Genomic DNA, 12,394 nt, shown 5'->3' with positions numbered 1-12,394 from the left:
TTGCGCGTCTAACTCATCACTACTACAATATATTTATGGGTAATCCCCTTACTTCCAGTAAGGATTTATCCATCTCATTACTTAAACTGTTAGAATGTAGGATGCAATGGTATATCGACTTCATCACTTGGACCTCGCGTCCGTACTTTAGACTGATAACCGGCTCCTCATTCACAGTGTTCGTTTTATGCAGGTTGAACCACATTAGGTGCATTCGTGTCACACACAGTAGTTTGAACAGGTAATGAGTAAAACTGGTATTTATCCATTGTAATATTTTTTAAGGAGTGATAAATTTATGAACGCAGTAGGTATCGATGTTTCAAAAGGTAAAAGTATGGTTACAATTCTGAGACCATTTGGGGAGATTGTATCCTCTCCTTTTGAGATTAAGCACACATCCAGTGATATCCATTCACTTATTAAACTTATTCATTCTATCGAAGGTGAATCCCGGGTTGTAATGGAACATACCGGCCGCTACTACGAAGCACTTGCTCACCAGCTTTCAGCAGCAGATCTCTTTGTCAGTGCTGTTAATCCCAAGTTGGTCAAAGATTTTAATAACGATTCTCTTCGCAAAATCAAGTCCGACAAAGCTGATTCTGTCAAGATTGCCCGCTACGCTCTTGACAAATGGCAAAGTCTTGAACCGTATAGTATTACAGATGAATTACGCGCTCAGCTAAAGGTCATGAATCGTCAGTTTCATTTCTATGTGAAACAAAAAACGGCTATGAAAAATAATCTTATTGGCCTCATTGACCAGACCTATCCAAATGCAAATACTTATTTCAATAGTCCCACCCGCAGTGATGGTTCCCAGAAATGGGTTGATTTTGTCTCTACATACTGGCATGTAGATTGCATTCGTAAAATGTCTCTAAACGCTTTTGTTGAACATTATCAGAACTGGTGCAAGCGCAAAAAATATGCCTTCAATAAATCAAAAGCGGAAGAAATTTACACCAAAACAAAGGAACTTGTTCCAGTATTTCCTAAGAATGAAATAACCAAACATATCATCAGACAAGCTGTCGATCAGCTCAACAGTACTTCCGTTACTGTCGAAACAATACGCACTCTCATCAACGAGACTGCCTCAAAGCTTCCTGAATACTCAATTGTCATGCAGTTTAAAGGGATTGGTCCATCTCTCGGTCCACAGCTTATGGCTGAGATCGGTGATGTAACCAGATTCACGCATAAAGGAGCCCTTACTGCATTCGCCGGAGTTGATCCTGGGGTAAACGAATCTGGTTCCTATGCCCAAAAAAGCGTCCCAACATCCAAACGTGGATCTTCAAATTTAAGAAAGACTCTTTTTCAAGTAATGGATGTTCTTATCAAAACCATGCCTCAGGATGATCCTGTATATCAATTCATGGACAGAAAACGCACCCAGGGTAAGCCTTACTATGTTTATATGACTGCAGGTGCTAATAAATTTCTCAGAATATACTATGGACGAGTGAAAGAATATCTTTCTGTTCTTCCTGATCCAAGCTAATTCAAAACTTTTACTTTCAGACCAGCACTGGTTGTGGTGGCCTTATTTTAATGCCTAATTTTTAACCTGTAAAGTTTTTTAACTTTCTTCAATTTTAGTATTGACTTTTTATTTGCAGGCTAAAGTAACGAGAATGCGACGCACAGTTTTCAAAGCGATAGCTTTTCTGCCGTAATCCAAGATAAGAGCAATAGGCTGCTTCTGCAATACTTTCTTTTCGGTGATACAACCGTAGCATTCCCTCTTTTTCTTTCAGCGATTGACACTCCCCACAGCTAAAGCCTTAACTTGACCCATATTTATACAAGATAATTTCGATAAGCAAGCAATGAATATAGTACATCCAGTCCTTGCCAGATAGAACGTACTCCGGGCATACCATCGCTCGGTGCACCTTTCGTCCATCCAAGAACTCCCAGATCATAAATTGCTTCTTTAAGTGAATACGATTCAGGAATTTCCTTGCTTTTTCTTGCGCAACAACATAATACTTTCCATTCCTCTTCAACAAATACGATCCCACTTGAAATTTCCGGACATATTTTCCCATGATAAGTCAGATTTAATATCTGCATTGCAATGACAGAATATAATAACGTTAGAAAGCTTAATCTCCCATATTCCCTTGCCTGGTTCTTTTCTATTTTGCACCCACTCTTTAATATAAAATGAAACCGTTCTATCTTCCATCTGTGTGCATAACACTGTACCAGCTTTTCTATTTCTTTTTCGCTCTTTACCGTTACCGTTGTCAGCAGAAACCATTCTGTCCCCTTTTTCCCGGATTCATGCACATAGATCGCTGTCAGCTCCAGCTTTTCCCGTAAATGCTTTTCCTTTCTCCTTTGAGGACGGTAGATTGTAACCTTTTTGCAATGGTAATCCATTTTTATATTTCTTGATGGGATATGCTCTTTGGGATTCCGGCTCATCCGGGCAACCATGCTTCCTGCCACTGGGGAACTACGTAATTCATGAAAGATCTTTTTCCCATCATCTACCATACGATTTTGTACGATCCGGATCAGAAAATTTGCTTTCAGATCCGCTGCTTCTGAGAAAAATTCATAGAAATCACCTTCCCGGTCACATACTGTTAATATTGGGATATCCGCTGGCATTCTCAGCAGTGTCTCACACATGCTGTCCAGCCATCGGAAATTTTCTTTTTCCTCTATTGGTCTGGAACGTTTTTGCTCTTTTGTCTGGGAATCGTCCTTCGGCTTTTCCCGTGTATTTGTCTCCTGGTAGATAATACCCAAAGGGATCCCCTGGTCTGTCACGGCGATGCAAGAATGGACCAGCATTCCCCTTTGCTTCGTACTGCAATAGTATCCCATTCCCTGGATCGCTTTCCGGTCTCCAAATCCAACAGCGGTAGTATCCTGAACAGCTAAGATCCACTCTGCATCTGCACATTTTATTTTTTCTACAGTTGCTCTGGATATGCTGTCAAGTAATTCATCTTTGGATATCTCGCTATTACTAAAGAAACGGTATGCCGCTTTGGCAGAACTTCTGGAGCCGGTAGCTGCCCAAGTAGATTTTCCGGGCGATGCTGCAAAAGCGTCTATGATCTTGAAGAAACGTGACTTCAAACGCTGGTCAGTAAAATTTATGTCCACAAAATCTTCTTGCCAGTTCTTGTATTCCGCCGTCATTTGGATCTCCCCTTTTTCTTTAGTATAACATGGGAACATATAAATATCTATGATTACTTATGGGGCAAGTTAAGAGCTAAAGCAAGGAGTTTTACGACGCATTGGATAAAAAAACGGGTATCCGTATAAGCAGTTTCAACCACTTATTTCGGATACCCGTATATATTGTTCGTTATTATTTCAGCGAAGAGGCAAAGGAAACCATGTAGGAAAAGATTAACCGGATGCTGGTTACAGAAGCAAGCCGACAGGAAATGTAGCTGAGCGAAGTGACTTGACTGAGTAAATTGAAATGGAAATATGTCTGATAGTGTGATATGATTTGAATGGCAAAAGATATTTTAAGAAACAGACATGCTAGCGTTAAGTTTGCTAAGGAGAATAATATGGAATGGTTCGGAATTGTAGCATTGTTGCTGTTACTTTGTTATTCGGCGTATCCGGGAAAAGTAAAGCGTTTAGAAACGAAAGTAAAACGATTGGAGAAAAAGCAGAGAGGAGTGGCATATATGTCAAAGCTGATTAATGATCTTGTAGGAAAACAATGTATTATCAGATCAGAGTTCATTTTTAGTTTTGCAGGAAAAACTGAATTATCCTGCAAGATCATAGACGCAGATGATGAATGGATAAAAATTTGTTATACAGAGAAAAAAGATAAGCAGGTAGTTAAGCTGATGCGAATTGAAAATATTGAATCAATAGAAGAACAGTAAGTTCTATTTTAGAAATTCAGAGGAGTAAAGAGCATGGATTATAATTTACAAAAAAATCAAAATGCAGAACAGACGTATCATTCTATTCGTAATTCTATTGTGTCTGCACAACATCGCTTAAGCACAGCGGTAAATTCCAGTTTTTGAAACTGAGAAATCGGTATTTGTGGAGAGATTTCCTGAGTTTTCCTTATTTTACAGGCTTTTTAGCCCCTTAGATAGTGAAATGATATGTATTTTCCCTTATTTTTACCCTTGTGAGGAATCCGCAAGGGAAATAAGGGAAATTTTTATTTAAGCGTTGCTCGCTACTTTATCAAGAAGTCTTGCGGAATCCCGCTTTGCTTTTCTTGTTGAGTGAGCGTAAATGTTCATTGTGGTACTGACATCGGAATGTCCTAACAGTTCCTGTACATCTTTCGGAGCAGCTCCATTCGAGAGCAGGTTGCTGGTGTAGGTATGTCGTAACTGGTGAAAGTGAAAATCTTCAAATCCTTCCAGCTTTTTTGATACTGACCTGCAAGCAATGCCGAGTGTACTCGGCAGTTCCAGACTGCCATCCGGTCTGAGGCAGACAAAGGATATTTCTTTATAATCTGCCGGGACTTCCTGTGTTCCGTCAAGGTGATAGTATTCATAATACACCCTGTTTTTCACATGCACCTCTTTGTAGTAGTTGCGGTGGTAAAGTTCCCCGTACTGCATCCGGCTTTTCAGTTGTTCCCGTCTTGCTGCTTTCAATATTTCAGTCAGCGTATCTCCAAAATCAACAATCCTTACTTTCTTTCGCTTGGTCGTTCCAATCACATTTTTATGCTTTGCACCGTCGTAACGGATACTTCTTTTAATGGTCAGGCATTGATCTTCAAGGTTGATGTCCTGCCATGTAAGACCACAGGTTTCACCGATGCGAAGTCCTGCATAATATGCAATCTGAATCGGCAGGATCGCAGGTGGATTTTTCTTTTCCAGATACTTGATAAGTTGCTCATAATCCTCATGTGAAATCGGCTGTGTGCCATCTTCGACTTCATCATCGGAAAAGAGGTCAACTTCCTCTGCCTGTTTTTTCAGCTTAATATACTGCATCGGATTGAAACTGATTAACTGTTTTGGAAATACTGCAAAACGGAATGACTGCTGCAACACTGCGGAAAAAGAATGGATATAATCTTTACTGTATCCTTTTCTCACTTTTCCGTCTGGAAATTCGCCACCGAATGTAAGCAGATCAAGAAATGCCTGTAAATGTTCGGCAGTAACTGTTTTCAGTTTACGGTCTGCAATCGGGTGTTTCTTAGTGCAACGGATTGCACTGAGATAATTTTCCACTGTGCCATTACTGAGTGTTCCGGTTTTCAGTTCTTCTTCTGCCCACATGTCCAGAAGTTCACCTACGGTAAGGTTATCTGCTTTTGCAACAAATTTCTTATCTTCGTAATCTTCCAGTGCCTTGCGGAGAAGTTTTTCTGTCTCACTTTTGCTTTCGGTTCCGGCATATTCTTTCTGAACCATTTTGCCGCTTGCGTCCTCTACATAGAAGCGGTAGTACCATTTCTTTCCTTTCTTTCTAACAGATCCTTTTGCCATAATCGTATGTCTCCTTTCGATATCAGACAATCGGAACTGCTGAAATGCTTCTTGCGTGTAAGTATATCATAACTCCGATTATCTTACTATACCGATTCAGAATCCTCGTACATAACTTCGGATAAAAGATTTGCAAGCCGTTGTTCTGCTGTTTCCGGTTTCTTGGAATAGAGCCTTACAATATCTGCCATGTCATTCAATGCGTTGACAGTATGGGTGATCTCCCTGAGAAACATGATCTCGTTATATTCATCATTCGATTCAAACCCCATTACTTTTGCAATGTCCGCTTCTTTGGTATTGCCTTTGTAATTCTTGCAGGCGAACTGGAACGAATCCAAAAACAGTTCATATTGTTTCAACATTAACAGCAGTAGGTCTTTGGAAAAAGCATCTTCTGTTTTCGTAAGGTCAAGAGGTAACTGTTTGAGAATATCCGTCATGGCATCACGAATCTGTAATTCTCTTTTATCCGTAATGTCGGTTTCATATTCGTCCGTTTCCCCTCTGAGCCATTCCACAGATACATGGAGAGCTTCTGAAAGACCTTCCAGCACCATTTTCTTTGTATTGTCAATCGTTCCGGCTTCATATCTCTGAATCGTAGATGCAGTCACACCCATCTTTTCAGCGATATAAGGCTGTGTCAGATTCAATTCTGTACGGCGCTGTTTTGCCCTGCTACCGATCAGCTTGCGTAATTCTTTATCTTTCATGCTGATGTGCCTCCTTTTTCGGTATGTCATTACTATACCACATAACAAACAATATTGCAATATGCAATTAAACAATAAACAATATAATTTCGTAATGCTTGACAAGATGATATAAACACGCTATACTGACAGCACAAAAGAAATTGCATAATGCAATTTATAAGGAGGTGGTCACATGACGCAAAGAAAGATTGCCTTATCTATTGAGGAAGCTGCGGATTATACGGGAATCGGCAGGAACACCCTGAGAAAACTGGTGGAGTGGAAGAAACTTCCGGTATTAAAGGTCGGGAGGAAAGTCCTGATTAAAACGGATATGCTGGAACTTTTCATGGAAGCCAATGAGGGCAGGGACTTAAGGGATAAAGGAAATGTGAAAGCCGTCACAAGAAACGGTTCCACTTAAAAAGGCGGTTCCCGAAGAAACCGCCAAAGGTTTTATCAGACCGAAGCCATGATATACCTACACGCAAGCAGATTATACCATGTACTTCGTCTGACAGACAACAGGAAACTTATGTTTGGTAGAAAAAAGAAAGGACGATGATATTTATGGCAAGATCAACAAAGAGTTATGAGGAGCGTCTGCTCCAGTTGGAAAAAAGAGAACAGGAAAGCCTTGAAAAAGCGAAACAGTACGCAGCACAGAAACGGGAACTGAAGAAACGTCAGAAAGATGTGGAAACAAAAAAACGAACCCACAGGCTCTGTCAGATTGGCGGTGCGGTGGAATCAGTGATTGGTTCTGCGATTGAGGAAGAAGATATTCCGAAGCTGGTCGGCTTCTTAAAAAGGCAGGAAGCAAATGGGAAATTCTTCTCAAAGGCAATGCAAAAAGAGCCGGTTGCGAATACGGAGGAAGTGTAATGCCGGAGGGAGTGGAGTTTCCATTCCCTTCATTGCTTTTTTATGAAGGGCGCACTTATGGACAACCAGAGGTCGTCCGTATAAGTTTGCCACAGGTGGCAACCGGTCTGCGCTAACGCTTGCCGGGCTCGTTCCGTCGGCGGGCATTTCATGCAGACCTGCTCATGTCGCAGGAGGCACTCTTCGCCAGAGGGGCGCATTCCATGCAGGCTGTTATGCACAGAGCACTCTTACGCAGAGGGCGTTCCGGCAGATACCATTCTCTTTTACAGGAAATGTTAACTGCCGGAAATCAATGCCGGGTACGGCAGAAAGGGGGGAAACGGATCATGGCGATCTTTCATTATACGGTAAAGATTGTCGGACGCAGCAAAGGGAAATCCATCATATCAGCGTCTGCCTATCTCAATGGTGAGGTAATGAAAAATGAAGAAACAGGCAGGATCAGTTACTACACTTCCAAAAGAGAAGTTGTTTATACCAGTTTGATGATGTGTGAAAATGCACCGCAGGAATGGCAGAATGTACCTGCCGAAAATATCAAACGGTTTCAGAAATCTGTCCGGTATAAAAGGGCAGACAACAAAGAAGTTGTACTGGAGAAATTCAAACTTACTTTTCAGAAACAGTGCTTATGGAATGAAGTTTTGAAGATTGAGAAAAGTTCAGACGCACAGCTTGGCAGATCGTTTGAGTTCTCACTTCCAAAAGAATGGAATCGACAGGAACAAATTGAATATACAACAGATTATATTCAGAAAAACTTTGTGGACAAAGGCATGTGTGCAGATTGGAGCATTCACGATAAGGGCGACGGAAACCCGCATGTGCATTTACTTGTAACCATGCGTCCCTTTAATCCCGACCACTCATGGGGAAACAAAGAAGTCAAAGACTGGGAGTTTGTCAGAGATACTGACGGAAATATTGTGGTTGATGAATCCCACCCGGACTGGTGGCAGGATAAAAAGAATCCTGACCGTCATGGAATCCGAATTCCGGTATTGGATGAAAACGGTAATCAGAAAGTTGGTGCAAGGAACCGTAAACAATGGAAACGGGTGCTGACCGATGCTACCGGATGGAACAATCCAAAGAATTGTGAATTATGGCGGAGCGAATGGGCGAAAGTCTGTAATGACCATTTATCAGTAGAACAACAGATTGACCACCGTTCCTATGCAAGACAGGGAAAATTAGAAATCCCTACAATCCATGAGGGTGCTGATGCAAGAAAGATTGATGAGAAATTCCAGAGTGGACAGGTGCAGACAGCTTCATGGAAAGTAGAGGAAAACCAGATCATAAAAAGACAAAATGCACTGCTGAAAAAGATACAGACCAGTTTCGGAAAAGTATCTGGTGCATTATCACAGTGGAAGGAGTGGTTAAATGACCTTAGAAGAAAGCCGGGAAGTCATTCCCATGATGGAGTCAATGATAAACCAGATCGAGGAACAGCAGAACCTTATGGCAGAGATGGTACAGGAATTACAGGAACGGGACAGACAGCTTCTGTCCTTTCAGGAGCAGAACCAGAGTTTGCAGATCTTAAACAGCGAGTTATCCGGGCTTCTGAATCTTTTGCCAGATACAGAAGAACTGCTCTCCCAGATCGAACAGCAAAAAGTCAGAATCGAACAGTTGGAAAACGAGAATCAGCAATGGCAGGAATTAACGCAGAAGCTGAACAACGAGAACAGCTTATTACTGACATTAAACAGCAGATAGAGAAAGCGAGGGATATTGATGAACGAATGCGTAAACTTAGAGAACGTCGGGCGGGTGGAAGAACTCCTGGCAATGACGGAACAGATGCAGGACGAACTGGATCAGAAAGACCAGACAATTCTGGAACTGAACAGGCAGCTAAACAGATCGCTGACCTTGAACGAGAAATTGAACAGCGAAAACAGAGCCGAGAATATCGAAGCATTGCGGACAAAATTAAAGCAAACAGAGGAACAATTAACCAGCGAGACAGACAGCAGGAAAAGAGCCGACGCAGAAGTCGTGGCATGGAAATTTAAGTACGAAAAAGCGGAGCAGGCAAAACGCTATGCACAGACACACCAAAAGACGGTAGAGGTGCCTGTCGAGAAAAAAGTGCCTTATGAGAAATGCGATAACTGTGACCGTACTGCTTATCAGAAAGCAAAAGAAAAATGCGATAATCGAAAAATTCAGTTGGAGAAAAAATATAAACAAATGACAACAGGTTATGAAAGCCTTATGTTCCTGTTGGCATGGTACAGCATAGCAACTACACTGTTCACAGCTATCCTTTCTCCGGTTTTTCTTAACGACTGTATCACCTTTTTCGGTACGATTGGTAAAGGAATCATAAACCTGTTTCGAGAATTTGTTACAGGAGCAGATTCTTTCGGACAGTTAAGCAATGGAATCTCAAACAGTATCGTTTCCGGGATTGTGTACTGGCTGATCGCGGCTATTGTTATGGGAATTTTATTCATTATAACGGGATTCCTGATAATTGGGATTGGCTATCAGGTGGGAAAAATCTACCGGAAATATTGTTGGGATATCATCAGCATTATGGTGGCAATAATGAGTACAGCTATCGTAATCTACTTTGGCGAATGGATAAAATCTGTCATTCCGATAAACCTCATTGTACTGTTACTACTTGTATATGTGGTCTATATTGGAATTCGATGTTATGTAAAAGACTGGCGAGAAGAGCGGGGATATTATTAAGAAAAACACAGGGAGATGTCTTTATCTTCCTGTGTTAAAAATGAAGCATTGATTATTTTTATATGAGAGGGATTATCGGACAGACCTATATCGTGTTACAAAGTGTTGTAAAGCCTGCAATTTCGTGATTTTTAAAATTGACCGTTTTATAGGATAGTATAAAAGTTTGTTAGAGAATCTTAAAAATAAACATTAAAATTATATAAATCACCACTATTATAGGATACTATAAAAAATAATTCAAAACAAGTCTTTTATTTTTTTAAAGAGTGATATATATTAAGTGTATACAAAAGCATGCGTATTCTTTTAAAGTCGTCTATAAATCTTAAATTCCTCAAGAAAGGAGGAAAATCATGAAAAAAATTAAACGTTGTATAGCAATTATTTTGTCAATGGTTTTAGGATTTTCGATGTCAACAGTATCTTTTGCTAGTGAAAGGTATAATCAAAATGACAATTCGAAGGGGACTTGTAGTAAAGAAGATGTTGACTTATCCAATGGTGGTTATACTATAATTTATGAAGATGGAGAACTATATATAGTTCCTTCTCAAGAAACACGAATGGGTGGCGGAATTGGATACTGTACTGTAAAAAATAAGACTTTTTCATATTCTATGACAAGAAGTCAAGCAGAGGCAGCTCTTAAAGCAATAAATGTGGGAGAGGGTGCGACTAAAAGTTTAGGGACTTTACTGCTAGCTGCTTTAGGTGGTCCTGTTGGTTCGGTTGTTGGACTCAGTGTTTCTGTAATTCTTAATTTTATCGGCGGAGAGAGTACTTACGTTAGTCATTTAAAATCATTTCTTAATTCGGGTAAATCTGTAGCATATTTTAAGTTTGACACACATTGTGTGAATAGAGGAACTATGTATGGAGATCCAATGTATGATTACGTGGTAGATAACGTAAGAATGACTTATTAAAAAATTGCATGAAAAGAAAGTATTGGGCGTTATTAGTTTTTGCGTTAATAATAGTATTGCAGTGGATTGGATTAGGATTTCATGGTCAAATAAGGTTTATTTTTTTGATAATTATATTAGTTCTAATTGTTTTATTTGCAATATTATTGCGAAAATAGCAAAAGTGATTTGTGAATAGTGAGGTAAAGGAACAAGGTGAAGCCGATACACTTAGGGCAGTCCTTTACGGAACGGACACAGCCAGTACCGCAATGATACATAAGAGGGCTTGAAAGAAGGTCACAAACCTTGCAAGTCCTCTTGTTTATTCTATGTGTCGAGCCCGTCTATGTGTCAGATTGCATTTTCTGATAGACTGTTTCTTTTCGTGACTTATCAAAGAAAGTTCTCCTGTCGGGTATGTTCCAATTGTTTATTTCGGATATAAGCGTCTAATTCACAATTATATTCGTAGAGGCGAAAGACTACTTTGTTCTAAAAGGTATTTCTATATCTCTAATGAATCTTCCGCGTTCACCCACATCTGCAAATTTCCATCAAGATATAATCTTGCATATTCAAGTGGTTCATCAACTGCAAGTGAAGTTAATGCACAGTCTGATCCGGGAGTGGTTTTTAAATTCTTTTCTGCTTCCCAACAATCAATGCGAAGCATATAGCCAGCACTGGTATAAACATCAATACTGTTTCTGTGTGGATTGTATTCTGCAAATATCGTTCTCATCGTATCCTATCTCCTTATCATTCAATCAATCATCAGATACAAAAATCAGAAGCATTTCAATCAGTTCACCATGTCACTTTTATTTTGTGTTATACTGTTTTATATGATTTTCTTGCCCTTGTATTTGCCCTTATCAGAATTCGTAAACACTGATGGGACGATATAACACAAGGGAAAGAATAAGGGAAAGCTCATCTGCGATAAATCCAGTGTTTTCAAGGGTTGGCAGAGAATTTAATAACAAGATATAACAGTTATCAAATCTCTTAAAACAGGTGAAATCTCAATCGGAAGTTGTGGAGGTAGAAAAACATGTATAGAATATATAGTGCACTTATCGAAATTGTTGCGGCAGCTGTTTTTATAATTCCTATTTGGTGCATATATAACAAGTTATGTTTTCATAGCTGGAAACGAACTATTATTTATATGGTATTTGGGTTTTATTTTACTGCAGTCTTAGCACTTGTAGGCTTTCCTAATATAGCATCTCTGAAAATTGATTTTGCAGTGAACGTTATCCCGTTTTTGGATATGGTTTCGGATTTCATTAATGCTTGTTTGAATATACTTTTATTTGTTCCATTTGGTTTCTTTTTGCCGATATTGTGGGATAAATTTAGAAACATTAAAAATATTGCCTTAATGGGATTTATAGTTACAAGTTTAATTGAAATATCACAGATTTTTACTTTTAGAACCAGTGATATAAACGATATTATTACAAATACTGTTGGTACTATAATTGGATATTTTATTGCACATAGGATAACTGATAATTTTACGAAGCGAATCTATTCAAATTCAAAAATGGGTGACTTTTACATAATATGTGTATCTGTAGCACTTATTATGTTCTTCCTTCAACCATTTATTTCATCATTGTTATGGAAAATGGTGCTGTAACTTCGTAAGTGCAAAATAATTCGACGGATTGTGTTGCCCTAAAAAATATCCCATAAT

General features: G+C 39.5%; 12 protein-coding genes. 8 read left to right on the top strand and 4 right to left on the bottom strand.

All coding sequences use genetic code 11. The features are described from left to right. Window positions 1-298 precede the first annotated feature (298 nt). Complete coding sequence (locus tag DWZ44_RS17435; protein WP_117805401.1) at window positions 299-1,510, top strand: IS110 family transposase; 1,212 nt, start codon at window positions 299-301, stop codon at window positions 1,508-1,510. A gap of 299 nt (window positions 1,511-1,809) precedes the next feature. Here the strand turns inward: DWZ44_RS17435 and DWZ44_RS17430 are convergent, their stop codons facing one another. After that, window positions 1,810-3,171, bottom strand: coding sequence for an IS4 family transposase (locus tag DWZ44_RS17430; RefSeq protein ID WP_117805400.1), 1,362 nt, complete (start codon window positions 3,169-3,171; stop codon window positions 1,810-1,812). Between the two features lie 326 nt (window positions 3,172-3,497). Here DWZ44_RS17430 and DWZ44_RS17425 point away from each other — a divergent pair, with 326 nt between their 5' ends. After that, the gene (locus DWZ44_RS17425; protein ID WP_227083217.1) at window positions 3,498-3,887 is read left to right on the top strand and encodes a hypothetical protein; all 390 of its coding nucleotides are present in this window, start codon (window positions 3,498-3,500) and stop codon (window positions 3,885-3,887) included. A 294-nt stretch (window positions 3,888-4,181) separates the two neighbouring features. On the opposite strand, the gene DWZ44_RS17415 is transcribed toward DWZ44_RS17425, so the two are convergent. Continuing rightward, window positions 4,182-5,477, bottom strand: coding sequence for a tyrosine-type recombinase/integrase (locus DWZ44_RS17415; protein WP_005421594.1), 1,296 nt, complete (start codon window positions 5,475-5,477; stop codon window positions 4,182-4,184). Between the two features lie 86 nt (window positions 5,478-5,563). Next, window positions 5,564-6,193 carry a helix-turn-helix domain-containing protein gene (locus DWZ44_RS17410; protein WP_004841162.1) on the bottom strand — a complete coding sequence of 210 codons (630 nt, stop codon included), beginning with the start codon at window positions 6,191-6,193 and terminating at the stop codon, window positions 5,564-5,566. A 175-nt stretch (window positions 6,194-6,368) separates the two neighbouring features. Between DWZ44_RS17410 and DWZ44_RS17405 the strand changes: the two genes are divergently transcribed. From DWZ44_RS17405 to DWZ44_RS17385, 5 genes are all read left to right on the top strand, one after another. Then, window positions 6,369-6,599, top strand: coding sequence for a helix-turn-helix domain-containing protein (locus tag DWZ44_RS17405; RefSeq protein ID WP_002578307.1), 231 nt, complete (start codon window positions 6,369-6,371; stop codon window positions 6,597-6,599). A 146-nt stretch (window positions 6,600-6,745) separates the two neighbouring features. Next, window positions 6,746-7,060: a hypothetical protein gene (locus DWZ44_RS17400; RefSeq protein WP_009243674.1), complete on the top strand. Its 315-nt coding sequence runs from the start codon at window positions 6,746-6,748 to the stop codon at window positions 7,058-7,060. Window positions 7,061-7,389: 329 nt separating this feature from the next. After that, a complete protein-coding gene (locus DWZ44_RS17395; RefSeq protein ID WP_009243673.1) occupies window positions 7,390-9,090 on the top strand; it encodes a MobA/MobL family protein in 1,701 nt (566 codons plus the stop codon). Beyond that, a complete protein-coding gene (locus DWZ44_RS17390) occupies window positions 9,074-9,778 on the top strand; it encodes a DUF6040 family protein (RefSeq protein WP_004841175.1) in 705 nt (234 codons plus the stop codon). The genes DWZ44_RS17395 and DWZ44_RS17390 overlap by 17 nt, the downstream gene beginning before the upstream one ends. 356 nt (window positions 9,779-10,134) lie before the next feature. Next, window positions 10,135-10,707 carry a hypothetical protein gene (locus DWZ44_RS17385; RefSeq protein ID WP_005421581.1) on the top strand — a complete coding sequence of 191 codons (573 nt, stop codon included), beginning with the start codon at window positions 10,135-10,137 and terminating at the stop codon, window positions 10,705-10,707. Window positions 10,708-11,194: 487 nt separating this feature from the next. Here the strand turns inward: DWZ44_RS17385 and DWZ44_RS17380 are convergent, their stop codons facing one another. Continuing rightward, complete coding sequence (locus tag DWZ44_RS17380) at window positions 11,195-11,431, bottom strand: DUF6061 family protein (protein ID WP_004841179.1); 237 nt, start codon at window positions 11,429-11,431, stop codon at window positions 11,195-11,197. A 312-nt stretch (window positions 11,432-11,743) separates the two neighbouring features. On the opposite strand from DWZ44_RS17380, the gene DWZ44_RS17375 reads away from it, so the two are divergent. After that, window positions 11,744-12,337 (top strand): VanZ family protein, encoded by a 594-nt coding sequence (locus tag DWZ44_RS17375; RefSeq protein WP_117805399.1) that lies wholly within the window; start codon window positions 11,744-11,746, stop codon window positions 12,335-12,337. Window positions 12,338-12,394 lie beyond the last annotated feature (57 nt).

Source organism: Blautia sp. AF32-4BH (genome assembly GCF_003460565.1).
GTDB classification, from domain to species: Bacteria; Bacillota; Clostridia; order Lachnospirales; family Lachnospiraceae; genus Fusicatenibacter; species Fusicatenibacter saccharivorans.
Note: the sequence above shows the minus strand (reverse complement) of the source record. Positions and strands in the feature narration are given on the sequence as shown.

Coding starts and splice junctions, on each gene's coding strand:
- DWZ44_RS17435 (WP_117805401.1), top strand. CDS start 299: ATGAACGCAGTAGGTATCGATGTTTCAAAAGGTAAAAGTATGGTTACA.
- DWZ44_RS17430 (WP_117805400.1), bottom strand. CDS start 3,171: ATGACGGCGGAATACAAGAACTGGCAAGAAGATTTTGTGGACATAAAT.
- DWZ44_RS17425 (WP_227083217.1), top strand. CDS start 3,498: ATGGCAAAAGATATTTTAAGAAACAGACATGCTAGCGTTAAGTTTGCT.
- DWZ44_RS17415 (WP_005421594.1), bottom strand. CDS start 5,477: ATGGCAAAAGGATCTGTTAGAAAGAAAGGAAAGAAATGGTACTACCGC.
- DWZ44_RS17410 (WP_004841162.1), bottom strand. CDS start 6,193: ATGAAAGATAAAGAATTACGCAAGCTGATCGGTAGCAGGGCAAAACAG.
- DWZ44_RS17405 (WP_002578307.1), top strand. CDS start 6,369: ATGACGCAAAGAAAGATTGCCTTATCTATTGAGGAAGCTGCGGATTAT.
- DWZ44_RS17400 (WP_009243674.1), top strand. CDS start 6,746: ATGGCAAGATCAACAAAGAGTTATGAGGAGCGTCTGCTCCAGTTGGAA.
- DWZ44_RS17395 (WP_009243673.1), top strand. CDS start 7,390: ATGGCGATCTTTCATTATACGGTAAAGATTGTCGGACGCAGCAAAGGG.
- DWZ44_RS17385 (WP_005421581.1), top strand. CDS start 10,135: ATGAAAAAAATTAAACGTTGTATAGCAATTATTTTGTCAATGGTTTTA.
- DWZ44_RS17380 (WP_004841179.1), bottom strand. CDS start 11,431: ATGAGAACGATATTTGCAGAATACAATCCACACAGAAACAGTATTGAT.
- DWZ44_RS17375 (WP_117805399.1), top strand. CDS start 11,744: ATGTATAGAATATATAGTGCACTTATCGAAATTGTTGCGGCAGCTGTT.